The following is a 26,448-nucleotide window of genomic DNA, read 5'->3' as shown; positions in this document are numbered from 1 at the left end:
GCGCGGTACACCGTACTCGCCCGTCGTGTGGCGGGATTCGTTCGCACCCCCGGGGAGTGGGCCATGAGCGTGACGAGCAGGTACCGGGAAGCCTGGGAGGGGTTCTGGCGTGAGGCGTCCGACGAGCCCGGGGCGGTCTTCTGGGACGCGGAACCGGTCCTGACGGTGGGCCCGCACCTCGCCCTGTTCGAGCCGTATCTGGCCGATCCCGCGTTGCCGTTGGTGGATCTCGGCTGCGGCAACGGCACGCAGACTCGCTACCTCGCCGACCGCTTCCCGCACGTCCTGGGCGTCGACCTGTCCGCCGCGGCCCTCGACCACGCCCGGCGGGCCGACCCGGCGGGGCAGGCCGCCTACCGGCTGCTGGACGCCGCCGCGAAGGAGGAGACGCAGGCGCTGCACGCGGAGCTCGGCGACGCCAACGTCTATCTGCGGGGCGTCCTGCACCAGTGCGAGCCCGACGACCGGCAGTCCCTCGTCGACGGGATCGCCACTCTGGTCGGCGACCGGGGCCGCGCCTGCCTGGTCGAGCTGTCGGGCGCCGCCAAACAGGTACTGGCGGGCCTGGCCGGCGGCCCCGACGGTCCGCCGCCCAAGCTCGCACCGGTCTTCCGGCACGGCATCGCCCCCGGGGAGGTGTCGGACGAGGCCGTGCCCGAGTATCTGGGCTCGGCCGGTCTGACGGTGCTGGCGAGCGGTCGCCTGCCCTTGCGGACCACGGAGTACCGCCCCGACGGCACCCGCATCGAGCTGCCGTCCACCTGGCTGGTGGCGGGGCGCACGGCCTGAGACCGGCGGCGGGCGAGCCGGCCCGGGGCGCGGTCCGGTGGGCGGTCTGGTGGCGACGGATTGTCGGTGTACGGTCACCCGTCCCCGGTCCGTGCACCTGCCGCGTCCCACGGAGGACAGCCATGCCGATGCCCTGGATGGGGATGCCGGCTGCGTCGGCGGCGTCGGCGCTGCTTGCAGCGGCTTCCTCGCGAAACTGCGGCAGCGCTACGGGGTACCACCCTCCTCGCCGTCCGTACCGGCCCCTTCGCCGGCCATGTCGAACAGGTCGTCCGCGAACGCAGCAGCGCGGGCGACCGCCGCGGCCGCCTCTGGGCCCTCGACACCACCGGCCTGGACTTCACCGGCTGCCACTGGCACTACTCGGCCCGTGACCACCGCCTCCTGGCCGACCGCCTCACCGCGTTCCTCGCAGACCGGCCGATCCGTTGGTGAGAGGTTCGTAGCCCGTTGCGCCCGCAGCGCGTAACGTGACGAACCATGAACATCTCCGCCCGGGACAGCTCGTCATGAGAATCCTCATCAGCGCCGACATGGAGGGCGCCACCGGCGTCACCTGGCCCGACGACGTCGTGCCGGGCGCCTCGCAGTGGGAGCGCTGCCGTTCCCTGTTCACCTCCGACGTCAACGCCGCCGTGCTGGGGTTCCACGACGGCGGTGCCGACGATGTGATCATCAACGAGGCGCACTGGTCGATGCGCAACCTGCTGCTGGAGCAGCTCGACGACCGCGCCCAGCTGCTCACCGGCCGGCACAAGACCCTGTCCATGGTGGAGGGCGTGCAGCACGGCGACGTCGACGGCATCGCGTTCGTCGGCTACCACGCGGGCGCCGGCATGGAGGGCGTCCTCGCGCACACCTACCTCGCCAACTCCATCACGGGCGTGTGGCTCAACGACGTACGGGCGAGCGAGGGGCTGCTCAACGCCCATGTCGTCGCCGAGTACGGTGTGCCGGTCGTGCTGGTCACCGGGGACGACGTCGCCTGCGAGGACGCGCTCGGGTACGCGCCCGAGGCGCTGAAGGTCGCGGTCAAGGACCATGTGTCGCGCTACGCGGCGGTGTGCCGGACGCCCGCGAGGACGGCCGCCGACATCCGGGCCGCGGCCAAGGAGGCCGCCGCGCTGGCGGTGCGTCACGAACCCGTCCTGGGCGGCCCGTTCACCGTGGCCGTGGAGTTCGACGCCGAGCACCTGGCGCTGGCCGCCACCGTCGTCCCGGGTGTGGACCGGATCGGGGAGCGCAAGGTGGCGTACACGAGCGGGACCATGTACGAGGGCATCCGCGCCTTCAAGGCGGTCACCACGATCGTCTCGGCCGCGGTGGAGGAGCAGTATGGCTGAGCAGGTGGACGAGCAGGCGCTGGACGAGGTCGTGACGTACACGTCCGACCTCATCCGGATCGACACCACCAACCGGGGCGGAGGCGACTGCCGGGAACGCCCCGCCGCCGAGTACGCCGCCGCCCGGCTCGCCGACGCGGGGATCGAACCGACCCTTCTGGAGCGCACCGAGGGGCGGACCAACGTCGTCGCCCGCATCGAGGGCAGCGACCCCTCGGCCGGTGCCCTGCTGCTCCACGGCCACCTGGACGTCGTGCCCGCGGCGGCCGCCGACTGGAGCGTGCACCCGTTCTCCGGGGAGATCCTTGACGGGGTCGTCTGGGGGCGCGGCGCCGTCGACATGAAGAACATGGACGCGATGATCCTGGCCGTCGTGCGCGGCTGGGCCCGGCAGGGCGTGCGGCCCCGCCGGGACATCGTCGTCGCGTTCACCGCCGACGAGGAGGCCAGTGCCGAGGACGGCTCCGGGTTCCTCGCCGACCGGCACCCCGGCCTGTTCGAGGGCTGCACCGAGGGCATCAGCGAGTCGGGCGCCTTCACCTTCCACGACGGCAACGGACGGCAGATCTACCCGATCGCGGCCGGGGAACGCGGCACGGCCTGGCTGAAGCTCACCGCCCGCGGACGCGCCGGACACGGCTCCAAGGTCAACCGGGACAACGCCGTGACCCGTCTCGCGGGCGCGATCGCCCGGATCGGCGCGCACGAGTGGCCGCTCCGGCTGACCGCGACCGTGCGCGCCGCCCTCACCGAACTCGCCGCGCTGTACGGCATCGAGAGCGACCTCACCGACGTGGACGCGCTGCTGGAGAAGCTCGGTCCGGCCGCGAAGCTCGTCGAGCCGACCCTGCGCAACAGCACCAACCCGACCATGCTGGACGCCGGTTACAAGGTCAACGTCATTCCCGGCGAGGCCCTCGCGCACGTGGACGGCCGGTACATGCCCGGCGGCGAGGAGGAGTTCCGCACCACCCTCGACCGGCTCACCGGGCCGTACGTGGACTGGGAGTTCCACCACCGCGAGGTCGCCCTGGAGTCACCGGTGGACTCGGCGACGTTCGCGGGGATGCGGGCCGCCATCGAGGAGTTCGCGCCCGAGGGGCACGTGGTGCCGTTCTGCATGTCCGGCGGCACCGACGCCAAGCAGTTCTCCCGCCTCGGCATCACCGGCTACGGCTTCACCCCGCTGAAGCTGCCGGACGGCTACGACTACGCGGCCATGTTCCACGGGGTCGACGAACGGGTACCGGTCGAGGCGCTGCACTTCGGTGTCCGCGTACTCGACCGGTTCCTGCGGACGGCCTAGGAGAGTGGGGGAGACGGTGCGGACGCTGGCCTACGGGGAGTGGCCCTCACCCATCGACGCGGCCCTGACCGCCGCGCACGACGGGCACCCGGAGTACGTGGGCTTCGTCGGCGACGAGGTGTGGTGGACCGAGCCGCGCCCCGCCGAGGGCGGCCGGCGCACCCTGGTGCGGCGGCACGCCGACGGCCGGGAGGAGTCGCTGCTGCCCGCGCCGTGGAACGTGCGCAGCCGGGTCATCGAGTACGGCGGGCACCCCTGGGCCGCCCTCGACGGCGACACCGGACCGCTCGTGGTGTTCGTGAACTTCGCCGACCAGCGGCTGTACCGCTGCGAGCCCGGCGGTGTACCCCGTCCCCTCACCCCCGAGTCCCCGGTGGGCGAGGGCCTGCGCTGGGCCGAGCCGCTGCCGCTGCCCGAACGGGGTGAAGTGTGGTGCGTGCTGGAGGAGTTCACCGGGGACGGACCCACCGACGTGCGCCGCGTCCTGGCCGCCGTCCCGCTGGACGGATCCGCCGCCGAGGACCGGGACGCCGTACGGGAACTCACCGACGGGCGGCACCGGTTCGTGACCGGGCCGAAGCTGTCGCCCGACGGGCGCCGGGCCGCCTGGCTCGCCTGGGACCATCCGCGCATGCCCTGGGACGGCACCGAACTGCTCCTCGCCGACGTCACACCCGACGGCATCCTGAGCGGCGTCCGCGCCGTGGCCGGCGGCCCCGGCGAGTCGATCGCCCAGGCCGACTGGACCCGCGACGGACGGCTGCTGCACGCGAGCGACCGCACCGGCTGGTGGAACCTCTACCTCGACGGGCAGCCGCTGTGCCCGCGCGAGGAGGAGTTCGGCGGCGCGCTGTGGAAGCTGGGATCGAGATGGTTCACGCCGCTGGACAGCGGTCTGATCGCCGTCGTGCACGGCCGGGGCGCCACGGCCCTCGGCGTACTGGACCCCGAGACCGGCGAGGTCGTCGACGCGGCCGGGCCGTGGACCGAGTTCGCCCCCACCCTCGCCGCCCACGGCGAACGGGTCGTCGCCGTCGGGGCCAGCCCGCGCAGCGCCTACGAGGTCGTCGAGCTGGACGCCCGCACCGGCCGGGCCGGGGTCGTCGGCGCCGAGCACGACGACGCCGTCGACCCCGCGTACTACCCCGAGCCGCAGATCCGCACCTTCTCCGGCCCCGACGGGCGCGACATCCACGCCCACATCTACCCGCCGCACCACCCCGGCTGCGTCGCGCCCGGCGACGAACTGCCGCCCTACGTGGTCTGGGCGCACGGCGGGCCCACCGGACGCGCGCCGCTCGTGCTCGATCTGGAGATCGCCTACTTCACCTCGCGCGGCATCGGCGTCGCCGAAGTGAACTACGGCGGCTCCACGGGATACGGCCGCCCGTACCGCGAGCGGCTGCGCGAGCAGTGGGGCGTGGTGGACGTCGAGGACTGCGCCGCCGTGGCCCTGGCCCTCGCCGGCGAGGGCACCGCCGACCCGTCCCGGCTCGCCGTGCGGGGCGGCAGCGCGGGCGGCTGGACCGCCGCGGCCTCGCTCACCACCACCGACGTCTACGCCTGCGGCACCATCAAGTACCCCATCCTGGACCTGGCGGGATGGGGCACGGGGGAGACCCACGACTTCGAGTCGCGGTACCTGGAGAGCCTGATCGGGCCGCTCGACGAGGTGCCCGCCCGGTACGCGGAGCGCTCGCCCGCCGCCCACGCCGACCGCCTCACCGTGCCGTTCCTGCTGCTCCAGGGCCTGGACGACGTGATCTGCCCGCCCGTCCAGGGCGAGCGGTTCCTGGCCCGGCTGGACGGCCGGCGGGTGCCGCACGCCTACCTCGCCTTCGAGGGGGAGGGCCACGGGTTCCGCAAGGCGGAGACCATGGTGCGCGCCCTGGAGGCCGAACTCTCCCTGTACGCCCAGGTGTTCCGCCTGGACCCGCCCGGCCTCCCCACCTTGGAGCTCACCCGGTGAACCAGCTCGTCCGGCCGCCCCGGCTCGCCCCCGGCGCCCGCGTCGCCGTCGTCGCGCCGAGCGGGCCCGTGCCCGAGGAGCGTCTCCAGGCCGGACTGGACGTCCTGCGCGGCTGGGACCTCGACCCCGTGGCGGCGCCCCATGTGCTCGCCCGCGACCCGCAGTTGCCCTACCTGGCCGGTACGGACGCGCAGCGCGCCGCCGACCTCCAGGCCGCCTGGTGCGATCCGTCCGTCGCGGCCGTGCTGTGCGCCCGGGGCGGGTACGGCGCCCAGCGCATGGTCGACCTGCTCGACTGGGAGGCGATGCGGGCGGCGGGCCCGAAGGTGTTCGCCGGGTTCAGCGACGTCACCGTCCTGCACCAGGCGTTCGCGACCCGACTGGGCCTGGTCACCCTGTACGGGCCCGCGGCCGCCGGCGTCGACTTCCTCAAGCACGCCCGGGCCCAGGAGCACCTGCGGGCCACCCTCTTCGAGCCCGAGTCCGTACGGACCCTCACGGCTGCCTCCCCGGGCGGCACCGCACTGGTCCCGGGCCGCGCCCGGGGCGTCACGCTCGGCGGCTGTCTGAGCCTGCTCGCGAGCGACCTCGCCACCCCGCACGCCCATCCCCGGGCGCGGGGCGGACTGCTGCTGATCGAGGACGTCGGCGAGAGCCCGTACCGCCTGGACCGCTACCTGACCCAACTGCTGCGCTCCGGCTGGCTCGACGGGGTCGCCGGGATCGTCCTCGGGTCCTGGGAGGGGTGCGGCCCGTACGAGGCGGTGCGCGCCGTCTGGGCCGACCGGCTCGGCGGCCTGGGTGTCCCGGTCGTGGAGGAGTTCGGGTTCGGACACGGCGCGGGCGCGCTGACCATGCCCCTCGGGGTGCCGGCCGAACTGGACGCCGACGCAGGGACGTTGACTTTGGAGGAACCGGCCCTCGCCTGAGGCCCACGCTTGGTGCAGGGCCGTCGAGAAACCTACGTTTCTGACGGTCCTGGGTGCACTGGCGGAGGCCTTCGCCTACCACCGCGACTGGATCACCGACCCGGGCCGCGGCGGGCGACGCGACCGGTGGACCTCGCGGAGTACGATGTCCTGCGCGCCCCCACCCCTCGACGTCGCCGGCGCAAGGCCGACTCCCCGAACGCCGAGCGCACCCGGAGTCGCCCTTACTCCGCCGACGCGGCCGACGCGTACCTCGGCGACCATGGCGTCGAGCCGGTGACCGTGATCGGCGGGCCGGGCGTGAGCGGGGTGCTGCGGCTGCCGGCCACGGGCCCCTGACGCCACGACTGGGGGCGCACAGCCGACGCGGTTACTGTGGCGGGGTGCCGCATCACGCATCCCGCTACCTCGCGGCGGGCCCCCGGGTGGGCATCCGCCCCTTCTCCCACGAGGACGGCGACGAATTCACCGCCCGCGCCCGGGAGAGCAAGGACCTGCATCACCCGTGGCTGTTCCCGCCCACCACGGCACAGGCGTACACCGCCTACGCGGGCCGCCTGATCGAGGACTCCGCCAAGGCCGGCTTCCTGGTCTGCGAGAAGGGCGACGGGGCCATCGGCGGGTTCATCAACATCAACAACATCGTCGAGGGCGGCTTCCAGTCCGGGGCGCTGGGCTACGGCGCCTTCGCGCACGCCGCCGGCCGGGGGCTGATGCGCGAGGGGCTGGACCTCGTCGTGCGGTACGCCTTCGGCCCGATGCGGCTGCACCGGCTGGAGATCAACGTCCAGCCGGGGAACGCCGCATCGATCGCCCTGGCCCGCGCCTGCGGGTTCCGCCTGGAGGGCTTCTCGCCGAAGATGCTCTTCGTCGACGGGGCCTGGCGCGACCACGAACGCTGGGCGATCACCGCCGAGATGATCACGGCGCCGGGGCGGCGCTGAGCCCCGGCGCCGCCTACGCCCCGCGGTCCACGTACTCGTAGACCGACCCGTCCGGATGCAGGGCGATCAGATTGCGGCCCGCCGGCGAGGCGATGGGGCCCGCGACGATGTGGGCGCCGAGCCCGGTCAGTACCTTGTGCGTCTCCTCGACGTCCGTCACCGCGATCGTCGCCGCGACCTTGCGCAGCACCTCCAGCTCGGCCGGGGGACCGCTCATCAGCAGGAAGCAGCCGATCGCCGCCACCTGGACACCTCCCCGCTCGAAGCGCTGGGCTCTGCCGCCGGCCAGCCGCTCGTAGAAGGGGATCGCGGTCTCGAGGTCGTCGACGCAGACGCGCAGTGTGGCACCCAGAATCTCCATGCCGCCGAGCCTAGTTACGCGCAGGGGGCCGAGGGTACCCGGCCGGGCATGAAGCCGTTGGATCACCTGGAGCATCTGGACAAGCACCTCGTCGACGAGCTGGCACAGGTGGCGCGCGAGACCGTACGGGACGAACTGCGCGAGCAGACGCGCAAGCAGCGCCGCAAGGCCGCCCTGTACGCCGCGTCCGGCGCGCTCGCCCTGTACGCGGGCGCGGCCCTCGCCCTCGCCGTGGGCCTGGCCCTCGCCCTCGGCCTGCCCGACTGGGCCGCCGCGCTGATCACCGCCGTGATCCTGGGCGCCCTGGCCTATGTGCTGCGCGGCATGGCCCGCCCGCACCGGCCGGGCCCGGAGCACGCGGCCGGCATGGCACCGGGCGGCGACGGTGCCCGGCAGACCGCGGCCGGCGCGGTCGGCGGCGCGCCGTATCCGCCGGTGCCGCCGGCCCCGGCCGGCGGGACGGCCGCGCCGGGCCCCGTGCCCCCGCGGCCCACGCGGGCCCCGGACGTACCCCACCGCGGGGTGTGATGCCGGGTGCGCACGGCAGGAACCAGGCGCGGTCGCGTGGTGGTCGTGACCGGGGCCAGCGGTGGTGTCGGGCGGGCCACGGTCCGTGCCTTCGCCGCACGCGGCGACCGGGTCGCCCTGCTCGCCCGCGGGCGTGAGGGACTCGCCGCCGCGGCGGACGACGTGGAACGCGCCGGAGGAGAGGCGCTCGTCGTCCCCGTCGACGTCTCCGACGCGAAGGCCGTCGACGACGCCGCCCAGCAGGTCGTCGACGCCTACGGCCACATCGACGTGTGGGTCAACAACGCCTTCACCGGAGTCTTCGCGCCGTTCACGGACGTCGCCCCGGACGAGTTCCGGCGGGTGACCGAAGTGACCTACCTGGGCTACGTGTTCGGCACCCGTGCCGCCCTGCGGCACATGCTGCCGCGCGACCGGGGCACGATCGTGCAGGTCGGCTCGGCGCTGGCCTACCGGGGCATCCCGCTGCAGTCGGCGTACTGCGGGGCCAAGCACGCGATCCAGGGCTTCAACGAGTCCCTGCGCTGCGAGCTGTTGCACGCGCGCAGCGGCGTACGGACCACGATGGTGCAGCTGCCGGGCCTCAACACCCCGCAGTTCGACTGGGTGCTGAACCGGATGCAGGGACGGGCCCGGCCCGTGGCGCCCGTGTACCAGCCGGAGGTCGCGGCCCGGGCCGTCGTGCACGCCTCGACGCACGCCCGGCGCCGGGAGTACTGGGTGGGCGGCTCCACCGCCGCCACGCTCCTCGCCAACGCGGTGGTGCCCGGGCTGCTCGACCGCTATCTGGCCCGCACCAACGTCGACGCGCAGCAGGAGGACGGCCCGCCCGAGGGTCCCGCCAACCTGTGGTCCCCGGCGGACGGGCCGCACGGGCGGGACTTCGGCGCGCACGGGCGCTTCGACGACGAGTCCACGGGCGTCAGCCCACAGCAGTGGCTGTCCCGCAACCGGGGCTGGATGGGCGCGGCCCTCACCACGGCGGCCGCCGCCCTGACCATACGCAAGCTGGCCGGCCGGGCTTCCAGCGGCTGATCGGTGGGGAGGGCTCAGGAACCCTTCCGCGAAAGACCGGGAACCGCGGCTTTCCGGGACGGCATGGTCCCTTTAGCATGGTTTCGCGACCTCTGCCGGGCCTGCGGCAGCGTCATGCCGCAGTCACCCGCCGGCTCAGCCGGCACATGCGGAGGTGCGCCATGCCCGATGACCGCAAGATCCCCCACCGCACCGTCGGCGCCGAGATCGCCGAGATGGTCACCGCTCGCGGATGGCTACGGGATGCCGCCTGCCTGGGCGAGGATCCGGAGCTCTTCTTCCCGCTGGTGGAGCGGGAGACCGATGCCCAGGTCGCCCGGGCCCGCGCGGTGTGCCGCCGGTGCCGAGTCCTGCTCGCCTGCCGCTCCTGGGCCATCGAGCAGGGGGAGGACGCCGGTATCTGGGGCGCGACCACAGCGCGGCAGCGGCGCGCCATCAGTCGTGAAAAGCGCGGTGGTATCGGCAGACGATCGGCATCGTAGGACAATGCTCCGCGTGACGTGAGGCGACAGATCGATCGTCACCACGCTTCCCTCAGGGCCGTGGCGATGAGACCGCTGAGTATCCGCAGGAGCCGCATACGGTCACCGATTCGCAACAGACGGCGCAGAGCTCAATGCAATCAGGCAACCGTGGCTGAATATGGTCTCTCATGCGGACGCGGCGGTAGTGACCGCTGCCACCACAACGGGGGACATATCGTGATGATCAAACGTCGCCACAGACCGATCGCGTTCCGGACGCTCACCCTGGGCGCTTGCGTGGCCGGGCTCGTGGCGCTCACTGGCTGCTCTTCGGACGCCCGGAGCTCGGGCGGCACAGCGACGCCGGCCGCCACTTCCTCGCCGGCCAAGGGCGAGCGGGACACTGACGGAATCGCCTCCCCCCGGGCGTTGCCCGCACACAAGGTCTCACCTTCGGCGGACAACAAGGTGTCCCCACCCCCGGTACCGGCGGGGACGCCCGCCGCGTCGGCCTCCGGTCCGACGGCTTCCGCGGGCGCCGATGGTGCGGACGACGGCTGCGATCACAAGATGCCGATCTCGCCCGACGAGATCGCCGTGTACCGCTACACACCCGAAGGCGGGTCCCTGAGTCTGATCATCCGACACGGCAACTGGGGTTGCGGCAGCCCGGATTCCGACGGAGCACCGTTCGAGACGGTCGGCAAGGAGACCTACCTGCCCATGGACCAGGCCGCGTACATCACGGTCACCGACCCCATCGTGGCAAGCACCGAGAATCAGCCCATCGGCGTGCAGGAGTTTCTCGAGTGGCTGGAAGCGCACCCGGACAGCGGCCTGGTCTTCCGCTACCACCTGGGTGCGGACGGTGCCATCGACCGTCTCGAGCAGGTCTTCACCCCCTGAAACCATTGCGGGCCGCGGTGCAATCGGTCATGAGGTCCAGCCGCCGTACGGCATGAGTTCCATGGCGTGGCCGGGCCTGGTGCTCCATCCACCACGTCGGGTCAGACGGCCTGCTGGAGCTGCGGCAGCACCTTGGTGCGGTAGAAGTCGAAGAAGCCGCGCAGGTCCGGGCCGATCTGGTTCACGTAGATCCGGTCGTAGCCGGCGTCGGCGAACTGCTTCAGTTCCGCCACGTGCTCCTCCACGTCGTCGCCGCACACCCGGTTCTCCCGCACCATGTCCTCGGTGACCAGCTGCTGCGCCTGCTCGAAGTGCTTGGGGGAGGGCAGCACCTGACCCAGTTCGCCCGGCAGCTGCTCGTTCGCCCAGAGCCGGTGGACGGTCCGGACGGCCTCCTCCTTGTCCGTGCCGTAGCAGACCTTCGTGCCGCCGCTGACCGGCTTTCCGCCGCCTCCGCCCTTGCGGTACTGCTCCACCATCGCCTCGTCCGGCATGACCGAGATGTAGCCGTCGCCGACGCGGGACGCGAGCTGGGTCGCGGCGGGACCGAAGCCGGAGATGTCGATCGGGATCGGCTCGTCCGGGACGGTGTACAGGCGGGCGTTCTCGACCGTGTAGTGCGGCCCGTGGTGGTTGACCTCCTCACCGGTGAACAGCCGCCGCATCACCTGGATGGCCTCCTCCAACATGTCCAGCCGGACGTGCGCCGGGGGCCAGTGGTCGCCCAGGATGTGCTCGTTCAGCGCCTCACCGGAGCCGACACCGAGCCGGAAGCGGTTGTTCGTCATCACCGCGCTGGTCGCCGCGGCGTGTGCCACCACCGCCGGGTGCATGCGCACGGTCGGGCAGGTCACCGCCGTCTGGATCGGCAGGGACACCGCCTCGGACAGCGCGCCGATCACCGACCACACGAAGGGGCTCTGGCCCTGCTCGTCGTTCCAGGGGTGGTAGTGGTCGGAGATCCACAGCGCCTGGAACCCGGCCTGTTCGGCCATCCGCGCCTGCTCGACAAGCTCGGCGGGCCCGTACTGCTCGCACGAGAGGAAGTATCCGTACTCGGCCATGGAGAGTGCCTCCGCGACGTCGGCGGTCCGTGTCCCGCGCCGGGTACCCGTGCCGGGGGCCGGAAACCGGCGCAGCCCGCGAGGGCGGGCCCCCGCCGACGTTTGGGTGCCCTGGCCAGGGGGACGCGGAAGGCTCCCGAGCTACGCGACAGCGCCGGAGGCGAGCGACCGTGAGTCGACCCCGCATCCTGGTCGTCGGAGCCGGCTTCGCCGGGTACCGCACGGCCCGCACCCTGTCCCGGATCACCCGGGGCCGGGCCCACATCACCCTGCTCAACCCGACCGACTACTTCCTGTACCTGCCCCTGCTGCCCCAGGTCGCCGCCGGCGTGCTGGAACCGCGCCGGGTCACGGTCTCCCTGTCGGACACGCTGCCGGACGTACGGCTGGTGCTGGGCGAGGCCGAGCGCATCGACCTCGACGACCGCACGCTGCACTACACCGGCCCCGAGGGGGAGGGCGGCACCCTCGCGTACGACCGGCTGGTGCTCGCCGCGGGCAGCGTCAACAAGCTGCTCCCCATCCCCGGCGTCGCCGAGCACGCGCACGGCTTCCGGGGACTGCCCGAGGCGCTGTACCTGCGCGACCACGTCACCCGGCAGGTGGAGCTCGCGGCTTCCTCCGACGACCCGAAGACGTGCGCCGCGCGCTGCACCTTCGTCGTGGTCGGAGCGGGGTACACCGGCACCGAGGTCGCCGCGCACGGCCAGGTGTTCACCGACGCGCAGGTGCGCAGGCACCCGCTGCGGCAGGGCATGCGACCGCGCTGGATGCTGCTGGACGTGGCGCCCCGCGTGCTGCCCGAGATGGACGAGAGGCTCTCCGCGACCGCCGACCGGGTGCTGCGGCAGCGGGGCGTGGACGTGCGGATGGGAACCTCCGTGCAGGAGGCCACGCACGACGGGGTCCTGCTGACCGACGGCGAGTTCGTCGAGACCCGGACGCTGGTGTGGTGCGTGGGCGTACGGCCCGACCCGCTGGTCGAATCCCTCGGGCTGCCCATGGAGAAGGGGCGGCTGCTCGTCGACCCGCACCTCCAGGTGCCGGGGCGGCCGGAGTTGTTCGCGTGCGGTGACGTGGCCGCGGTACCCGACCTGGAGAACCCTGGGAGCTACACGCCGATGACCGCGCAGCACGCCTGGCGGCACGGCAAGGTCGCGGCGGAGAACGTCGCCGCGTCGCTCGGCCTCGGCGGTGCGCGAAAGCCCTACCGCCACCGCGACCTCGGCTTCGTCGTCGACCTGGGCGGGGCGAAGGCCGCCGCCAATCCGCTCGGCATGCCCCTGTCCGGCGTACCGGCGGGTGCGGTGGCACGGGGCTACCACCTCGCCGCGATGCCCGGCAACCGTGTCCGGGTCGCGGCCGACTGGCTGCTGGACGCCGTACTGCCGCGCCAGGCCGTGCAATTGGGGCTCGTACGGTCCTGGTCGGTGCCGCTGGACACGTCGTCGCCCGAGGTGGCCCGGGTGCCGGGCGGGCCCGGGCAACGGCAGGAGGCGGGCGCCCGGTCCGGGCCGGGGGCGGCGCTCGCGGCCGACACGGACGACCGGGGCGACGGACCGGGCCGGTACCGGCCCCGCGATGAGCCCTCCGATGAGCCCGCGAAGGGGCAGCCCGGATCCGGGACGACGCAGGTGCGACCCGGATCCGGGGCCGCGCGAGAGCGCGCCCAGCCGCGCTCCGAGTCCGAGACGGCCAAGGGCCGCCCGACCGCGGACGGCCCGGCACCCGAGTACGCACGGCCGCTCACCGAGCCCGAGACGGCGAAGGGCCGCCCGGCCGCGGAGGGCGCACGGGCCGCCGACGAGCCCGCGAAGAACCAGCCGGGCGGTGAGCCCGCCAGGAACCAGCCGGGCGGTGAGCCCGCCAGGAACCAGCCGGGCGGTGAGTCCGCGAAGAACCAGCCGGGCGGTGAGCCCGCCAGGAACCAGCCGGGCGGTGAGCCCGCCAGGAACCAGCCGGGCGGTGAGCCCGCGAAGAACCAGCCGGGCGGTGAGCCCGCGAAGAACCAGCCGGGCGGTGAGCCCGCGAAGAACCAGCCCGGCCTCGGGCAGCCGCCACCGGCACCCCACCCCGCGCCCGGCCCCGTCAAGCGAACCGACGTCCCGGAGGTCCCGGACGACCCCGACGACTCCACGAAAGGAGACTCATGAACACCGGTGAACTCACCGACCTCGGAAAGCAGCTGCGGGTGGACAGTGTCCGCGCCGCCGCCGCGGCGGGCTCCGGGCACCCGACGTCCTCGATGTCCGCGGCCGACCTGATGGCCGTCCTCCTCGCGCACCACCTCCGCTACGACTTCGACCGCCCCGCCCACCCCGGCAACGACCGCTTCGTCCTCTCCAAGGGCCACGCCTCCCCGCTGCTGTACTCCGCGTACAAGGCGGCCGGCGCCATCGACGACGAGGAACTGCTCACCTTCCGCAAGCTGGGCAGCCGCCTCGAAGGGCACCCCACCCCGCAGCGTCTGCCCTGGGTCGAGACGGCCACCGGATCGCTCGGGCAGGGCCTGCCCGTCGGGGTCGGCATCGCACTGGCCGGCAAGCGGCTCGACCGCACCGGCTACCGCACCTGGGTGCTGTGCGGTGACAGCGAACTGGCCGAGGGATCCGTGTGGGAGGCCGCCGAGCACGCCGGGTACGAGCACCTGGACAACCTCACCGTGATCGTCGACGTCAACCGGCTCGGCCAGCGCGGCCCCACGCGGCACGGCCACGACCTGGACGCCTACGCCCGGCGTTTCCAGGCCTTCGACTGGCACACCATCGAGGTCGACGGCCACGACGTGGACGCCGTCGACCGCGCCTATGCCGAGGCCGCCTCCACCAAGGGCCAGCCCACCGCCGTCCTCGCCCGCACCCTCAAGGGCAAGGGCGTGGAGGGCGTCCAGGACCGCGAGGGCCTGCACGGCAAGCCGCTCCCGGAGGCCGAGGACGCGATCAGCGAACTCGGCGGCCCGCGCGACATCCGCGTCCGGGTGCAGGAACCGCTCGCCGCCCGCGTGCTGCACTCCGTGCACACCGGTGACTTCGAACTCCCGAGGTGGGACAAGGGCGAGGAGGTCGCCACCCGCAACGCCTTCGGTGAGGCGCTCGCCGCCCTCGGCACCGGCCGCGGCGACATCGTGGCCCTGGACGGCGAGGTCGGCGATTCCACCCGCGCCGAGTTCTTCGCCAAGGAACACCCCGACCGCTACTTCGAGTGCTACATCGCCGAACAGCAGCTGGTGGCCTCCGCCGTCGGGCTCGCCTCCCGCGGCTGGGTGCCGTACGCCGCCACGTTCGCGGCGTTCCTGACCCGGGCGTACGACTTCATCCGGATGGCGTCCGTCAGCGGCTCCGGCATCAACCTCGTCGGCTCCCACGCGGGTGTCGCCATCGGCCAGGACGGCCCCAGCCAGATGGGCCTGGAAGACCTGGCGATGATGCGGGCGGTGCACGGTTCGACCGTGCTGTACCCGTGCGACGCCAACCAGACCGCCCGGCTCGTCGGCGCGATGGCCGGCCTGGAGGGCGTCCGCTACCTGCGCACCTCGCGCGGCGAGAGCCCGGTGATCTACGGCCCGGATGAGGAGTTCCCGGTCGGCGGCAGCAAGGTGCTGCGCTCCTCCGGGCAGGACCGGCTGACCCTCGTCGCGGCGGGCGTCACCGTGCACGAGGCGCTGGCGGCCGCCGAGGCCCTGCAGCAGGAGGCCATCGCCGTGCGGGTCATCGACCTGTACTCCGTGAAGCCCGTCGACCGGGCCACCCTGCGCCGGGCCGCCGAGGAGACCGGCTGCCTGGTGACCGTCGAGGACCACCATCCCGAGGGCGGCATCGGGGACGCGGTCCTCGACGCCTTCACCGACGGGCGGCCCGTGCCGCGCCTGGTCCGGCTCGGCGTGCGGACCATGCCGGGTTCGGCGTCCCCCGAGGAGCAGCTGCGCGCCTCGGGCATCGACGCGGATTCCATCGCGGCGGCCGGACGGCTGCTGGTCGAGGAGGCGGTCGTGCGGTGAGCGGCGCCGACGGCACGCGCACGGTGCGGGCGGGCCGCCGCACGGTGGAGGTGCACCGGCCGGACAAGGTGCTCTTCCCGGGCGGCGGCGACGCCAAGGAGTACACCAAGGGCGACCTGGTGGACTACCACCGGGCCGTCGCGCCCTTCATGCTGCCGCACCTGCGCGGCCGCCCGCTGATGCTGGAGCGCCGCCCGGACGGTATCGACGGCCCGACGTTCATGCAGAAGAACACCCCGGACCACTACCCGGACTGGATCCCCCGGGTCGAGGTGGCCAAGGAGGGCGGTACCGTCCGCCACTCCGTCTGTGACGACACGGCCACCCTGCTGTATCTGGTCGATCAGGCGAGCATCACCCTGCACCGCTGGCTGTCCCGCGCCGACGCCGTGGACCACCCCGACCGGCTGGTCTTCGACCTCGACCCTTCCCCAGTGCCTGACGGGGGTGGGGGGACCCCCAGGGACGACTTCGAGGCCGTGCGCGAGGCCGCCCGGCTGCTCGGGGAGCTGCTCGACGAGCTGGAGCTGCCCTCGGCCCTGATGACCACCGGCTCGCGCGGGCTGCACGTGATCGTGCCGCTGAACGGACGGCACGACTTCGACGACGTGCGCGCGTTCGCCCGGGACGTCGCCGACACCCTCGCCCGCGCGCACCCCGACCGGCTGACCACGGCGGCGCGCAAGAAGGAGCGCGGTGAGCGGCTCTACCTCGACATCCAGCGCAACGCCTACGCCCAGACGGCCGTCGTGCCCTATACGGTCCGGCCCCGGCCGGGCGCCCCGGTGGCCACCCCCATCACCTGGGAGCAGCTGGACGATCCGGAGCTGCACGCCCGCCGCTGGACCATCGCCGACGCCGTCGAGCAGGCCCGGACGAACCCCTGGTCGGGCGTGCCGGGCCGCGGCCGGGCGCTGGGACCGGCCCGGCGGCGGCTGAACGCCCTGGGCGGCTGACGCAACCCGTCCGGGGCCGGTCAGGTGGTAGATGCATGCGTCCGGAGAGGTTTGGCGAACACGCTTGCGGCCACACGGAGGGGGAGGTGGCCATGTCGAACACAAAAAACACTGATGAGTCACAGGGTTCACAGAAGCCCCAGGGCTCACGGAATTCGAGCAGAACGAACGACAACCAGAAGAGCCAGAGCCGACCGAGTCCCATGGATGTGCTGCGCCAGGCGCGCGGCCAGCTCGCGGAGCTCACCGGCATGGAGGCCGAGTCCGTGTCGTCCTTCGAGCAGACGGAGGAGGGCTGGGCGCTGGAGGTCGAGGTCCTCGAACTCGAGCGCGTGCCCGACACGATGAGCCTGATGGCGAGCTACCAGGTGGAGCTCGACGCAGAGGGGCAGCTCACGGGCTACCGGCGCGTCCGCCGCTACGAACGCGGTCGGTCCGACGCGCGCAGAGGCGGCCGCTAGGCCCCCTGAGCGGACCCGCACCCACACACGAGGAGGAACATCCGGCATGACTGTCGTACCGGCACAGCAGTCCGGCGGCGGAGGCGGCAGCAGCGGTCTCTACGACGTGCTTGAGCTTGTCCTGGACAGGGGGCTCGTCATCGACGCATTCGTCCGTGTCTCCCTGGTCGGCATCGAGATCCTCAAGATCGACGTCCGCGTCGTCGTCGCAAGCGTCGACACCTACCTGCGCTTCGCCGAGGCGTGCAACCGGCTCGATCTGGAGGCCGGGCCGCGCAAGGACCCGGGCCTGCCCGACCTCGTCGGGGAGATGACCGAGTCCGGTGCCCGCGGCAAGTCCAAGGGGGCGCTGTCCGGCGCCGCCGAGACCATCTCCGACGCCTTCAAGCAGGCCCGGAGCGAGGGCGAGACCGAGTCGCGTCCGCGAGCCCGCAAGAGCACGTCGTCCCGCCGTAAGGAGGAGCAGGAGTGAGCACTTACGTCTACGGCATCGCGGCGAGTTCCCACCCGTCCCTGCCGGAGGGCATGGGCGGCGTCGGCGACCCGCCCCGCGAGGTGCGCATTCTGCGGGAGGGTGACCTGGCGGCCGTCGTCAGTGACGCGCCCGAAGGGCTGCGGCCCAAGCGCAAGGACCTGCTCGCCCACCAGAACGTGCTCAGCGAGGCCGGCGCGGCCGGGTGCGTGCTGCCCATGCGGTTCGGCAGCGTCGCCCCGGACGACAACTCGATCACGGCGGTGCTCGCCGAGCGCGCCGAGCACTACAAGGAGCGGCTGCAGGCCCTGGACAACCGGGTCGAGTACAACGTCAAGGCCAACCACGTCGAAGAGGCCGTCCTGCACCAGGTGATGGCCGAGAGCCCCGACATTCGCGGGCTCGCGGAGGCCAACCGGCAGGCGGGCGGCGGTAGTTACGACGACAAGATCCGGCTCGGCGAGATGGTCGCGGCCGCGGTCAAGGCCAAGGAGGCCGACGACGGCGCCGCCGTGCAGCGCGCGCTGGAGCCGGCCGCCGACGACGTGAGCACGGGCCCCGAGTCGACCGGCTGGCTGGCGAATGTGTCGTTCCTGGTGGACCGGGAGTCGGCCGACGCCTTCCTGGCCGCGGTCGAGCAGCTCCGCAAGGACATGCCGCACCTGGAGGTGCGGGTCAACGGACCGCTGCCGCCGTACAGCTTCGTCGAGCCCGGCCCCGCCGAGCCCGCGGGCACCGCGGTGAGTGGCACGGACACCGGAGCGGGGTGACGACGTGGGCCTGATCTCTGAGGTGCTGCTGCTGCCGTTCGCACCGGCGCGCGGCAGCGCCTGGGCCATCAAGCAGGTTGTCCAGGAAGCCGAGCGGATCTACTACGACCCCGCCACGGTACGGGCCGAACTGGGCCGGCTGGAAGAACAGCTGGAGGCCGGAGAGATCACGGAAGAAGAGTTCGACCGCCTCGAGGACGAACTCCTCGACCGGCTGGAGATCGCTTCGCGCAGGAGCGCGGGAACAAGCAACGGGACGACACAATGAACCGAATGGGACTGGGCCTCGCGGTGGGGGCCGGATATCTACTGGGACGCACCAAAAAGCTCAAGATGGCGGTCGCCGTCGGAGGCCTGGTCGCCGGGAAGAAGCTGAACCTCAGTCCGCGCATGGTCGCGGAGCTTCTCCAGCAGCAGCTGCGGAACAACCCGCAGTTCAAGGAGATCGGGGACCAGTTGCGTGAGGACCTGCGCGGCGTGGGCAAGGCGGCCTCCGGCGCCATGGTCGAGCGGCAGCTGGACGCCCTGTCCGACCGGCTGCACGGCCGCACCGCCCAGATGCGCGACCAGCTGACGGGCGCGGTGCCCGGCGGCCGGGACGACGACGAGGCGGACGACGAGTACGAGGACGAGGGACCGGAGGACGACGAGCCCCGGGACGACGAGTCCGAGGACTCCGGGCCGCAGCAGGACGAGGACGAGGACCAGGAGCCGGAGGCGAAGAAGGCCCCGGCCAGTAGGCCGTCCGCGAAGAAGACGGCGACGAAGGCGGCCAAGAAGGCCCCTGCCAAGAAGGCCGCGGCGAAAAAGGCGCCCGCTAAGAAGACTGCGGCGAAGAAGACCACGGCCGCCAAGAAGGCGACCTCCGGAAGCAGGGGCGGCAGCGCCCGCTCCCGGATGCCGAAGGGAGGCGGTGAGGGATGAGCGAGACACTCGGCTCGGCGAAGTCCGCCGCCAACGGAGCGGCAAAGAATCCGCTCACCGACCTGGCCCACAGCGAGGCCGCAGACCGGCTCAAGGCCGAGTTGCAGGAGTACCTCGCCGCCCAGGCCACCCGCATGCTGACCGGGGTCGGCCGCAAGCTCGGCGAGACCACCGGCAAGCTGAACGACATTGCCGAGGGCAACAGCCCCGGCTTCGCCAAGCTCGCCCTCGACGGCGGTCGCAAGATAGCCGAGGGCAAGGGTCCGCTGCGCTCGGCGGTCGAGCTGGGCGGCTCGCGCCTCAAGGACAAGGTCACCGGCGCCTTCAAGAGCCTGGGCGGCGGCAAGGGCAAAAAGGGCAAGGGCCGTTCGGGCAACAAGCCCACCGTCATCATCGAGCACATCGACGTCGGTGTGCCGCTGCGCACGGCGTACGACCAGTGGACGAAGTACCAGGACTTCAGCACCTTCGCCAAGGGCGTCAAGAGCGCGAGCCGCGACGACGACACCCACTCCGACTGGCAGGCGAAGATCTGGTGGTCCAACCGCAGCTGGAAGGCGAAGACGACCGAGCAGATCCCGGACGACCGCATCGCCTGGACCTCCGAGGGCGCCAAGGGCACCACGAAGGGCGTCGTCTCCTTCCACCGGCTCACCGACAACCTCACCCGCGTCCTGCTCGTCATCGAGTACTACCCCTCCGGTTTCTTCGAGAAGACCGGCAACATCTGGCGTGCCCAGGGCCGCCGCGCCCGGCTCGACCTGAAGAACTTCGTCCGCTTCATCACCATCAAGGGCGAGGCGGAGGACGGCTGGCGCGGCGAGATCCGCGACGGCGAGGTCGTCCGCAGCCACGAGGACGCACTCGCCGAGGAGGAGTCCGAGGAGGGTTCCGAGGAGGAGCGCCCCGAGGACGAGGAGGCCGAGGACGAGTACCAGGACGACGAAGAGCCGGAAGAGGGCGAGGAGGAGCCCGAGGGCGAGTACGAGGACGAGGAAGCCGAGGAACGTCCCGAGGACGAGGAAGCCGAGGACGAGTACGACGAGGAGGAGGAGCCCGCGGAGGAGGAGCCTGACGCGGAGTACGAGGACGACGAGTACGAGGACGAAGACGAGGACGAGGAAGTCGAGGCGGGGAGCCGGCGATGACGACGCCCAGCAGGATGCCCGAGCCCTACGGTCAGGGGAGCGGTGCCAACCTCGCCGACATCCTCGAACGGGTACTGGACAAGGGCATCGTCATTGCGGGCGACATCCGGATCAATCTGCTCGACATCGAACTCCTCACCATCAAACTGCGGTTGATCGTCGCGTCGGTCGACAAGGCCAAGGAGATGGGCATCGACTGGTGGGAGACCGACCCGGCCCTGAGCTCACGGGCCCGCCGGGACGAACTGACCCGTGAGAACGCCGAGTTGCGCGAGAGGCTGGCCCGGCTGGAGGAACTGGAGCCCGGCCGGGCGGAGAAGAAGGAGGCACCGTGACCGGACTGCGGTACGTCTACGCCGTCTGCCGCCCCTTCGGCACACCGCTCCAGGCCCAGCTGACGGGGGTCGCGGGTGATCCGCCCAGAGCGCTGACTCACCACGGCCTGGTGGCCGTGGTGAGCCGCGTGCCGGAGCGGGACTTCGCCGAGGAGCCGCTCCGGCGCCATCTGGAGGACCTGGACTGGCTCACCGAGACCGCCCGCGCCCACCAGGGCGTCATCGACGCGCTCACCACCGTCACCACCCCGCTGCCGTTGCGGCTCGGCACCGTCTTCCACGACGACAGCGGCGTGCGGACGATGATCGAGGCCCGCGAGGAGGACTTCCGGCGCACCCTCGACCGGCTGGAAGGCCGGGTGGAGTGGGGCGTCAAGGTCTACGCCGAGTCCGAGCCCCAGGAGAGCGCCCAGCCCGCGCAGAAGCCCGCGTCGGGCCGGGACTACCTGCGGCAACGGCGTATGCAGACCAGGTCGCACGAAGAGATGTGGCAGAAAGCCGAAGCCTTCTCGACCCGTCTGCACGAGGAACTCTCCGCATTTGCGGAGGATTCCCGTATGCATCCCCCGCAGAATCCCGCGCTTTCCAAGGCGACCGGACGGAACGTGCTGAACGCCGCCTATCTCGTGCCGCGTGCGCATTCCGAGGAATTCGTGGAACTGGTGGACCGCACGAAGGGTGAGATGCCTGGATTGCGCATCGAACTCACCGGCCCCTGGGCGGCCTATTCCTTCGCCGGGGAGGCCACATGAACAAGGGGGAGAAAGCGTGACCGTGGTGGAACGCCGTGAGGTCGCCCTCGTGGACCTGCTCGACCGGCTGCTCGCCGGCGGAGTGGTGATCACGGGGGACATCACCCTGCGCATCGCCGACGTCGACCTCGTCCGTATTGACCTCAACGCGCTCATCAGCTCGGTGAACGCCCAGGTGCCCTCACCGTTCGAGGAGTTGCTGTGACCTCCCAGGAGAACCCCCGGCCGCGCTCCCGGCGGATGGACCTGGAGCCCGACACCGTCGAGCGCGACCTGGTCAAGCTCGTCCTCACGGTGGTGGAGCTGCTGCGCCAGCTCATGGAGCGCCAGGCGCTGCGCCGGTTCGACGTGGGCGACCTGAGCGAGGAGCAGGAGGAGCGGATCGGACTCACGCTGATGCTGCTGGACGAGCGGATGACGGAACTGCGCGAGCGCTACGGACTGCGGCCCGAGGACCTCAACCTGGACCTCGGGCCGCTGGGACCGCTGCTTCCGCGGGACTGACGGTCACACGTCTCCCCGGGCCCTGACGAAGGTGCCCGGGGAGACGTGTGTTCCTTTACCACCTGTACCAACGGCCCCTGCCGCCGGCCGCGGACGTACCGCGTACAAAGAAGCCCAGCAGCCACAGGACGAGAACCGCGAGCGCGATCCACCAGAGAATCTTCACTGCGAATCCGGCGCCGAACAGAACAAGAGCCAGAAGCAGCACCAGCAGGATGGGAACCATAATTCGAACCTCCTGCTTTCAGGGTGTCCCCGAAACGGTGTTTCAGGCTTCCTTACGGCACAGGATTTCTCCGTGCAGCACGCTGAACCAGCCGTCCTCCCGCGTGCCCCACTCCCGCCAGGCCTCGGCCACCGCCCGCAGGTCCCCGTCGTCGGCGTGCCCGCCCAGCCGGGCCCGCTCCCCGTACGCCGACGCCAGCGTGCGGTCCGCCCACAGCCCGCTCCACCAGGCCCGCTCCTCGGGCGTGGTGAAGGTCCAGGTCCCGGAGGTCGCCGTGATGTCCGTGAAGCCGGCCTGCCTCGCCCAGGCCTTCAGCCGGCGCCCGGCGTCCGGCTCGCCGCCGTTGGCCCGGGCGACCCGGTGGTAGAGGTCCAGCCAGGCGTCGAGCCCCCGTACGTCCGGATACCAGGTCATGGCCCCGTAGTCCGCGTCCCGTACGGCGACGATCCCGCCAGGCCTGACGACCCGCTTCATCTCGTGCAGCGCCCGCACCGGATCGCCCACGTGCTGGAGCACCTGGTGGGCATGGACCACGCAGAAAGTGTCGTCCCGGTAGTCCAAGGCGTGCACGTCGGCGACCGCGAAGTCGACGTTGGTCAGCCCGCGCCCGGCGGCCGTGGCGCGCGCCTGCTCCAGGATCTCCGGCGCGCGGTCGACGCCGGTCACCCGCCCGTCGGGCGCGAGTGCCGCCAGATCGGCGGTGATGGTGCCCGGCCCGCAGCCGACGTCCAGGATCTTCATGTGGGGCTTGAGCGAGGGCACCAGGTAGGCGGCCGAGTTGGCCGCGGTCCGCCAGGTGTGCGAGCGGAGCACGGACTCGTGATGCCCGTGGGTGTAGACGGCGGTCTCGCGGGGTTCCGGCATGGCGGATCCCACCCCTTCCGGTCGGGTCGGCAGGAGATCACCGTACGCCCGTCCGCCACATAGTGAGACCTGGATCCCACGATGTGGACTGACGGTTCGTCGGCGTCGATGAGGTGTGCCCGGTCCGCGGCCCGGTGCCGAAACCCGTTTGCCCCCAGCCCCCGGGCCCCCACAGAATCGCGCCCATGGGACACCTCGAAGCCGCACACCTGGAGTACCACCTGCCCGATGGAAGGGCGCTGCTGGGTGATGTCTCGTTCCGGGTGGGGGAGGGGGCCGTCGTGGCCCTCGTGGGGCCCAACGGTGCCGGGAAGACCACCCTGCTCCGGATGCTCGCCGGTGAGCTCAAGCCGCACGGCGGATCCGTGGTCGTCGGCGGCGGACTCGGGGTCATGCGGCAGTTCGTGGGATCCGTCCGCGACGAGACGACCGTGCGGGACCTGCTCGTCTCCGTCGCCACGCCCCGTGTCCGCGAGGCAGCGCAGGCCGTCGACAAGGCCGAGCACGCCATCATGACCGTCGACGACGAGGCCGCCCAGCTGCAGTACGCGCAGGCCCTCGCCGACTGGGCCGAGGCCCGCGGCTACGAGGCGGAGACGCTGTGGGACATGTGCACCATGGCCGCGCTCGGGGTGCCGTACGACAAGGCACAGTTCCGGGAGGTCCGCACCCTCTCCGGCGGCGAGCAGAAGCGGCTCGTGCTGGAGGCGCTGCTTCGGGGCACGGACGAGGTGCTCCTCCTCGACGAGCCCGACAACTACCTCGACGTCCCCGGCAAGCGGTGGCTGGAGGAGCGGCTGAAGGAGACCCGCAAGACGGTCCTCTTCGTCTCCCACGACCGCGAACTCCTCGCCCGCGCCGCTGAGAAGATCATCTCCCTGGAGCCCGGGCCCGCGGGCGCCGACGCCTGGGTGCACGGCGGCGGCTTCGCCACGTTCCACGACGCCCGGCGTGAGCGCTTCGCCCGCTTCGAGGAGCTGCGCAGACGCTGGGACGAGAAGCACGCGCAGTTGAAGAAGCTCGTGCTGACCCTGCGTCAGGCCGCGGCCGTCAGCCATGAGATGGCCTCCCGCTACGCGGCCGCGCAGACCCGGCTGCGCAAGTTCGAGGAGGCCGGACCGCCCCCGGAGCCACCGCGTGAGCAGGACATCACCATGCGCATCAAGGGCGGCCGCACCGGCGTCCGGGCCGTCACCTGCGCGAACCTGGAGCTCACCGGCCTGATGAACCCCTTCGACCTGGAGGTCTTCTACGGCGAACGCGTAGCCGTCCTCGGCTCCAACGGCTCCGGCAAGTCGCACTTCCTGCGCCTGCTCGCCGGCGACGACGTGGCCCACACGGGGGAGTGGAAGCTGGGCGCCCGGGTCGTGCCCGGCCACTTCGCGCAGACGCACGCCCACCCGGAACTGGAGGGCCGCACCCTCCTCGACATCCTGTGGAAGGAACACGCACAGGACCGCGGCGCCGCCATGTCCCGCCTGCGCCGCTACGAGCTCACCCAGCAGGCGGAGCAGACGTTCGAGCGCCTCTCCGGCGGCCAGCAGGCCCGCTTCCAGATCCTCCTGCTGGAGCTCCAGGGTGTCACCGCGCTCCTGCTGGACGAGCCGACCGACAACCTGGACCTGGAGTCCGCCGAGGCCCTCCAGGAAGGCCTGGAGGCCTTCGACGGCACGGTCCTCGCGGTCACCCACGACCGCTGGTTCGCCCGCTCCTTCGACCGTTTCCTGGTCTTCGGCAGCGACGGCCGGGTCCGGGAGACCCCGGACCCGGTCTGGGACGAACGCAGGGTGGAGCGGGCCCGCTAGGGGCGCGGGGAACTGCGTGACCGGCCTCCGCGGGCCCGCACGCGCGATGCGTGAGGGCACCCCGCGGCGGCTGGTCGCGGCACCCCGGTCACTTCCAACGCAGCAACGCTCCGAGGCCCCCCACCGGCACCTCCTCCTGGGAAACCGCCAGCGCCGGAGCATCCGTGGCCACCGCGGAGCGGATCAGCGCGTCGTCGGCCCGGGCCGGCCAGGAGTGCTGCTCGCCCAGGACCTTCAGATCCGTCCGGCGCACCGCGAGCTGGTCGGGGTCCTCCCCGATCCACACCTCACGGTGTGCGTCGGGCCCGTCCACCCTGATCAGCAGCTCGTCGATGCGGTGCTCGCGCGCCGCGTCGACCAGGGCGGGCACGCCCTCGACGGCCCCGGCCCGGCCCTCGTCGTCCGGGGTGCGGGCGGCGAGGAAGCGTTCCAGTTCCGCCTCCGCCTGCCGCCTCACGTGCTCGGCCCTGGCCCGCTCCACGTCTTCGTCGAGCAGCCGGCTGCCCGTGCCGTGCGGCGCCTCCACCACCAGGTCGTGCAGCCGCTTGGGCAGGTGCTCGTGCACGGCCCGCCGCTCCCGGTCGTCGCCGACGAGGATCAGCAGGTCGGCCCTGGTCTCCTCCTGGCACACGGCGAGCGCGTCGGCGATCTCCGCGGCGTTGTGCTCCCAGGTGTTCTCCACCCGCAGCTGGAAATGCCGCTCGGACCAGTCCGCGGAGCTCGTCCGGTGCACCGGCCACTGCCGCCCGGTGACGCTCCCGGCGTCCTCCCGGCCCAGCGAACTGCGCAGCTCGAAGTCAGCGCCCTTGCGGTCGACGTACGCCACCACGCACACCGGGTCCTCCCCGGCCAGCTCCAGCAGTGGCGCGACCCGGGGCAGCGGCGCCCATTCGGCCCAGTCACCGCCCTGCGGAGGACGGACCAGCGGCGGGTCCAGGACGACCTCGCCGGAGCGCGCGAACAGGGCCCGGCCGTGCGGTTCGGAGGAGTGCCTCAGATCCTCGATCGCGCTCCGCACGGTCTGGCACGTCGCCTCGTCCGCCCCCTGCTCTGCCAGCGACCCGGCCATCGCCTGGGCCGTCAGCTCCCGCTCGTGCGCGGTGCCCTCCGTGTGCCGTGAGGTGTCGACGTACACGGAGGCCCAAGGCCCGGGGTGTTCGTACAGTGGGTGCAGAAAGGCGAGATCCATGGTTCCTCCCGGATGTCGCTCGGGGGCAGTGCTCAGGTGCTGCGGGGGCGGGTACCCGGGCCGCATGAACGAATACGACGAACGGGGCGACACGATGACCGGAGTGGACCCTGACCGGCTGGACGACCAGCAGCTCATGAAAGAGCTGGAGACCATCCACCGCACGCGTCACGACACGCTGCTCTACGGCTCGAACGACGCGCTGCGCGCCCACAACGAGCGCATGGCGCAGCTCGAGGGCGAGTACCTGCGCCGCAACCCGAGCCGCCCGGTGGCCGCGGGCCGCACACGCGAAGGGGCCCGGGAGCGGGGGAGCGGGGAGTCGGCGACTCCCACCACCCCCGGCACCTGAGCCCCTCGAAGGGAACCGCCTCTTCCACGCCCCGAAGGCGTGGCAGAAGCCCTGC

At 72.2% G+C, this 26,448-nt stretch carries 32 protein-coding genes; 27 read left to right on the top strand and 5 right to left on the bottom strand.

What is annotated here, in order from left to right; translation table 11 throughout:
* The first annotated feature begins 63 nt into the window (after positions 1-63).
* From ACFZDI_RS34740 to ACFZDI_RS34705, 8 genes are all read left to right on the top strand, one after another.
* Positions 64-789 (top strand): class I SAM-dependent methyltransferase, encoded by a 726-nt coding sequence (locus ACFZDI_RS34740; protein WP_234846312.1) that lies wholly within the window; start codon positions 64-66, stop codon positions 787-789.
* Positions 790-963: 174 nt separating this feature from the next.
* Complete coding sequence (locus tag ACFZDI_RS34735; RefSeq protein WP_391256318.1) at positions 964-1,224, top strand: hypothetical protein; 261 nt, start codon at positions 964-966, stop codon at positions 1,222-1,224.
* A gap of 74 nt (positions 1,225-1,298) precedes the next feature.
* The gene (locus ACFZDI_RS34730; RefSeq protein ID WP_391256316.1) at positions 1,299-2,132 is read left to right on the top strand and encodes a M55 family metallopeptidase; all 834 of its coding nucleotides are present in this window, start codon (positions 1,299-1,301) and stop codon (positions 2,130-2,132) included.
* Complete coding sequence (locus ACFZDI_RS34725; RefSeq protein ID WP_391256313.1) at positions 2,125-3,438, top strand: M20/M25/M40 family metallo-hydrolase; 1,314 nt, start codon at positions 2,125-2,127, stop codon at positions 3,436-3,438. The genes ACFZDI_RS34730 and ACFZDI_RS34725 overlap by 8 nt, the downstream gene beginning before the upstream one ends.
* A gap of 4 nt (positions 3,439-3,442) precedes the next feature.
* The gene (locus ACFZDI_RS34720; protein WP_391256310.1) at positions 3,443-5,407 is read left to right on the top strand and encodes a prolyl oligopeptidase family serine peptidase; all 1,965 of its coding nucleotides are present in this window, start codon (positions 3,443-3,445) and stop codon (positions 5,405-5,407) included.
* Positions 5,404-6,336, top strand: coding sequence for an LD-carboxypeptidase (locus ACFZDI_RS34715; protein WP_391256307.1), 933 nt, complete (start codon positions 5,404-5,406; stop codon positions 6,334-6,336). Before ACFZDI_RS34720 ends, ACFZDI_RS34715 begins: the two co-directional genes overlap by 4 nt.
* A gap of 126 nt (positions 6,337-6,462) precedes the next feature.
* A complete protein-coding gene (locus ACFZDI_RS34710; protein ID WP_391256304.1) occupies positions 6,463-6,675 on the top strand; it encodes a hypothetical protein in 213 nt (70 codons plus the stop codon).
* 44 nt (positions 6,676-6,719) lie between these two features.
* The gene (locus tag ACFZDI_RS34705; protein WP_391256303.1) at positions 6,720-7,280 is read left to right on the top strand and encodes a GNAT family N-acetyltransferase; all 561 of its coding nucleotides are present in this window, start codon (positions 6,720-6,722) and stop codon (positions 7,278-7,280) included.
* A 13-nt stretch (positions 7,281-7,293) separates the two neighbouring features.
* Here the strand turns inward: ACFZDI_RS34705 and ACFZDI_RS34700 are convergent, their stop codons facing one another.
* A complete protein-coding gene (locus ACFZDI_RS34700; RefSeq protein WP_391256300.1) occupies positions 7,294-7,641 on the bottom strand; it encodes a VOC family protein in 348 nt (115 codons plus the stop codon).
* A 48-nt stretch (positions 7,642-7,689) separates the two neighbouring features.
* Between ACFZDI_RS34700 and ACFZDI_RS34695 the strand changes: the two genes are divergently transcribed.
* From ACFZDI_RS34695 to ACFZDI_RS34680, 4 genes are all read left to right on the top strand, one after another.
* Entirely contained in the window at positions 7,690-8,169 is a 480-nt protein-coding gene (locus tag ACFZDI_RS34695; RefSeq protein WP_391256297.1) for a phage holin family protein, read from the top strand.
* Between the two features lie 6 nt (positions 8,170-8,175).
* Positions 8,176-9,204 (top strand): SDR family oxidoreductase, encoded by a 1,029-nt coding sequence (locus tag ACFZDI_RS34690; RefSeq protein ID WP_391256294.1) that lies wholly within the window; start codon positions 8,176-8,178, stop codon positions 9,202-9,204.
* Positions 9,205-9,365: 161 nt separating this feature from the next.
* Entirely contained in the window at positions 9,366-9,686 is a 321-nt protein-coding gene (locus tag ACFZDI_RS34685) for a WhiB family transcriptional regulator (protein WP_391256292.1), read from the top strand.
* Positions 9,687-10,238: 552 nt separating this feature from the next.
* A complete protein-coding gene (locus tag ACFZDI_RS34680) occupies positions 10,239-10,574 on the top strand; it encodes a hypothetical protein (protein WP_391256289.1) in 336 nt (111 codons plus the stop codon).
* A gap of 101 nt (positions 10,575-10,675) precedes the next feature.
* Here ACFZDI_RS34680 and ACFZDI_RS34675 read toward each other — a convergent pair whose 3' ends face one another.
* A complete protein-coding gene (locus tag ACFZDI_RS34675; RefSeq protein ID WP_234846324.1) occupies positions 10,676-11,638 on the bottom strand; it encodes a TIGR03557 family F420-dependent LLM class oxidoreductase in 963 nt (320 codons plus the stop codon).
* A 170-nt stretch (positions 11,639-11,808) separates the two neighbouring features.
* Between ACFZDI_RS34675 and ACFZDI_RS34670 the strand changes: the two genes are divergently transcribed.
* The 13 genes from ACFZDI_RS34670 (at position 11,809) to ACFZDI_RS34610 (ending at position 21,957) form a co-directional block, all read left to right on the top strand.
* Complete coding sequence (locus tag ACFZDI_RS34670) at positions 11,809-13,791, top strand: FAD-dependent oxidoreductase (RefSeq protein WP_391256284.1); 1,983 nt, start codon at positions 11,809-11,811, stop codon at positions 13,789-13,791.
* On the top strand, positions 13,788-15,635 hold the full coding sequence (locus ACFZDI_RS34665) for a transketolase (RefSeq protein WP_391256281.1): 1,848 nt from the start codon (positions 13,788-13,790) through the stop codon (positions 15,633-15,635). Before ACFZDI_RS34670 ends, ACFZDI_RS34665 begins: the two co-directional genes overlap by 4 nt.
* On the top strand, positions 15,632-16,591 hold the full coding sequence (gene ligD / locus ACFZDI_RS34660) for a non-homologous end-joining DNA ligase (RefSeq protein ID WP_391256279.1): 960 nt from the start codon (positions 15,632-15,634) through the stop codon (positions 16,589-16,591). The genes ACFZDI_RS34665 and ligD overlap by 4 nt, the downstream gene beginning before the upstream one ends.
* Before the next feature lie 92 nt (positions 16,592-16,683).
* On the top strand, positions 16,684-17,052 hold the full coding sequence (locus ACFZDI_RS34655; RefSeq protein ID WP_391256277.1) for a gas vesicle protein GvpO: 369 nt from the start codon (positions 16,684-16,686) through the stop codon (positions 17,050-17,052).
* A gap of 46 nt (positions 17,053-17,098) precedes the next feature.
* Positions 17,099-17,524, top strand: coding sequence for a gas vesicle structural protein GvpA (locus tag ACFZDI_RS34650; protein WP_234850331.1), 426 nt, complete (start codon positions 17,099-17,101; stop codon positions 17,522-17,524).
* Entirely contained in the window at positions 17,521-18,294 is a 774-nt protein-coding gene (locus ACFZDI_RS34645; RefSeq protein ID WP_234850330.1) for a GvpL/GvpF family gas vesicle protein, read from the top strand. The genes ACFZDI_RS34650 and ACFZDI_RS34645 overlap by 4 nt, the downstream gene beginning before the upstream one ends.
* A 4-nt stretch (positions 18,295-18,298) precedes the next feature.
* A complete protein-coding gene (locus tag ACFZDI_RS34640) occupies positions 18,299-18,562 on the top strand; it encodes a gas vesicle protein GvpG (protein ID WP_391256273.1) in 264 nt (87 codons plus the stop codon).
* A complete protein-coding gene (locus tag ACFZDI_RS34635) occupies positions 18,559-19,218 on the top strand; it encodes a DNA primase (protein WP_391256270.1) in 660 nt (219 codons plus the stop codon). Before ACFZDI_RS34640 ends, ACFZDI_RS34635 begins: the two co-directional genes overlap by 4 nt.
* A complete protein-coding gene (locus ACFZDI_RS34630) occupies positions 19,215-20,366 on the top strand; it encodes an SRPBCC family protein (protein ID WP_391256267.1) in 1,152 nt (383 codons plus the stop codon). The genes ACFZDI_RS34635 and ACFZDI_RS34630 overlap by 4 nt, the downstream gene beginning before the upstream one ends.
* Complete coding sequence (locus tag ACFZDI_RS34625) at positions 20,363-20,701, top strand: gas vesicle protein (protein WP_031108661.1); 339 nt, start codon at positions 20,363-20,365, stop codon at positions 20,699-20,701. The genes ACFZDI_RS34630 and ACFZDI_RS34625 overlap by 4 nt, the downstream gene beginning before the upstream one ends.
* On the top strand, positions 20,698-21,453 hold the full coding sequence (locus ACFZDI_RS34620) for a GvpL/GvpF family gas vesicle protein (RefSeq protein WP_391256263.1): 756 nt from the start codon (positions 20,698-20,700) through the stop codon (positions 21,451-21,453). The genes ACFZDI_RS34625 and ACFZDI_RS34620 overlap by 4 nt, the downstream gene beginning before the upstream one ends.
* Positions 21,454-21,469: 16 nt before the next feature.
* Positions 21,470-21,658, top strand: a complete 189-nt coding sequence (locus ACFZDI_RS34615; protein WP_003994122.1) for a gas vesicle protein — start codon at positions 21,470-21,472, stop codon at positions 21,656-21,658.
* Between the two features lie 35 nt (positions 21,659-21,693).
* Entirely contained in the window at positions 21,694-21,957 is a 264-nt protein-coding gene (locus ACFZDI_RS34610; protein WP_031108664.1) for a gas vesicle protein K, read from the top strand.
* Positions 21,958-22,012: 55 nt separating this feature from the next.
* On the opposite strand, the gene ACFZDI_RS34605 is transcribed toward ACFZDI_RS34610, so the two are convergent.
* The gene (locus ACFZDI_RS34605) at positions 22,013-22,183 is read right to left on the bottom strand and encodes a hypothetical protein (protein WP_031136400.1); all 171 of its coding nucleotides are present in this window, start codon (positions 22,181-22,183) and stop codon (positions 22,013-22,015) included.
* Between the two features lie 42 nt (positions 22,184-22,225).
* Complete coding sequence (locus ACFZDI_RS34600) at positions 22,226-23,047, bottom strand: methyltransferase domain-containing protein (RefSeq protein ID WP_391256260.1); 822 nt, start codon at positions 23,045-23,047, stop codon at positions 22,226-22,228.
* Between the two features lie 185 nt (positions 23,048-23,232).
* On the opposite strand from ACFZDI_RS34600, the gene ACFZDI_RS34595 reads away from it, so the two are divergent.
* Positions 23,233-24,852: an ATP-binding cassette domain-containing protein gene (locus ACFZDI_RS34595; RefSeq protein WP_391256257.1), complete on the top strand. Its 1,620-nt coding sequence runs from the start codon at positions 23,233-23,235 to the stop codon at positions 24,850-24,852.
* Positions 24,853-24,940: 88 nt separating this feature from the next.
* On the opposite strand, the gene ACFZDI_RS34590 is transcribed toward ACFZDI_RS34595, so the two are convergent.
* The gene (locus ACFZDI_RS34590) at positions 24,941-26,041 is read right to left on the bottom strand and encodes a Vms1/Ankzf1 family peptidyl-tRNA hydrolase (protein WP_391256254.1); all 1,101 of its coding nucleotides are present in this window, start codon (positions 26,039-26,041) and stop codon (positions 24,941-24,943) included.
* 64 nt (positions 26,042-26,105) lie between these two features.
* Between ACFZDI_RS34590 and ACFZDI_RS34585 the strand changes: the two genes are divergently transcribed.
* Positions 26,106-26,393: a DUF6158 family protein gene (locus ACFZDI_RS34585; protein WP_234850322.1), complete on the top strand. Its 288-nt coding sequence runs from the start codon at positions 26,106-26,108 to the stop codon at positions 26,391-26,393.
* The last annotated feature ends 55 nt before the right edge of the window (positions 26,394-26,448 follow it).

Origin of the sequence: Streptomyces sp. NPDC007907 (assembly GCF_042959365.1) — a bacterium.
Lineage (GTDB): Bacteria > Actinomycetota > Actinomycetes > Streptomycetales > Streptomycetaceae > Streptomyces > Streptomyces indiaensis.
This window is presented reverse-complemented; position numbering and strand designations above follow the sequence as displayed.

Coding starts and splice junctions, on each gene's coding strand:
- ACFZDI_RS34605 (WP_031136400.1), bottom strand. CDS start 22,183: ATGGTTCCCATCCTGCTGGTGCTGCTTCTGGCTCTTGTTCTGTTCGGC.
- ACFZDI_RS34700 (WP_391256300.1), bottom strand. CDS start 7,641: ATGGAGATTCTGGGTGCCACACTGCGCGTCTGCGTCGACGACCTCGAG.
- ACFZDI_RS34590 (WP_391256254.1), bottom strand. CDS start 26,041: ATGGATCTCGCCTTTCTGCACCCACTGTACGAACACCCCGGGCCTTGG.
- ACFZDI_RS34695 (WP_391256297.1), top strand. CDS start 7,690: ATGAAGCCGTTGGATCACCTGGAGCATCTGGACAAGCACCTCGTCGAC.
- ACFZDI_RS34625 (WP_031108661.1), top strand. CDS start 20,363: ATGACGACGCCCAGCAGGATGCCCGAGCCCTACGGTCAGGGGAGCGGT.
- ACFZDI_RS34730 (WP_391256316.1), top strand. CDS start 1,299: ATGAGAATCCTCATCAGCGCCGACATGGAGGGCGCCACCGGCGTCACC.
- ACFZDI_RS34680 (WP_391256289.1), top strand. CDS start 10,239: ATGCCGATCTCGCCCGACGAGATCGCCGTGTACCGCTACACACCCGAA.
- ACFZDI_RS34665 (WP_391256281.1), top strand. CDS start 13,788: ATGAACACCGGTGAACTCACCGACCTCGGAAAGCAGCTGCGGGTGGAC.
- ACFZDI_RS34725 (WP_391256313.1), top strand. CDS start 2,125: ATGGCTGAGCAGGTGGACGAGCAGGCGCTGGACGAGGTCGTGACGTAC.
- ACFZDI_RS34595 (WP_391256257.1), top strand. CDS start 23,233: ATGGGACACCTCGAAGCCGCACACCTGGAGTACCACCTGCCCGATGGA.
- ACFZDI_RS34585 (WP_234850322.1), top strand. CDS start 26,106: ATGAACGAATACGACGAACGGGGCGACACGATGACCGGAGTGGACCCT.
- ACFZDI_RS34610 (WP_031108664.1), top strand. CDS start 21,694: ATGGACCTGGAGCCCGACACCGTCGAGCGCGACCTGGTCAAGCTCGTC.
- ACFZDI_RS34655 (WP_391256277.1), top strand. CDS start 16,684: ATGTCGAACACAAAAAACACTGATGAGTCACAGGGTTCACAGAAGCCC.
- ACFZDI_RS34630 (WP_391256267.1), top strand. CDS start 19,215: ATGAGCGAGACACTCGGCTCGGCGAAGTCCGCCGCCAACGGAGCGGCA.
- ACFZDI_RS34635 (WP_391256270.1), top strand. CDS start 18,559: ATGAACCGAATGGGACTGGGCCTCGCGGTGGGGGCCGGATATCTACTG.
- ACFZDI_RS34685 (WP_391256292.1), top strand. CDS start 9,366: ATGCCCGATGACCGCAAGATCCCCCACCGCACCGTCGGCGCCGAGATC.
- ACFZDI_RS34600 (WP_391256260.1), bottom strand. CDS start 23,047: ATGCCGGAACCCCGCGAGACCGCCGTCTACACCCACGGGCATCACGAG.
- ACFZDI_RS34740 (WP_234846312.1), top strand. CDS start 64: ATGAGCGTGACGAGCAGGTACCGGGAAGCCTGGGAGGGGTTCTGGCGT.
- ACFZDI_RS34650 (WP_234850331.1), top strand. CDS start 17,099: ATGACTGTCGTACCGGCACAGCAGTCCGGCGGCGGAGGCGGCAGCAGC.
- ACFZDI_RS34675 (WP_234846324.1), bottom strand. CDS start 11,638: ATGGCCGAGTACGGATACTTCCTCTCGTGCGAGCAGTACGGGCCCGCC.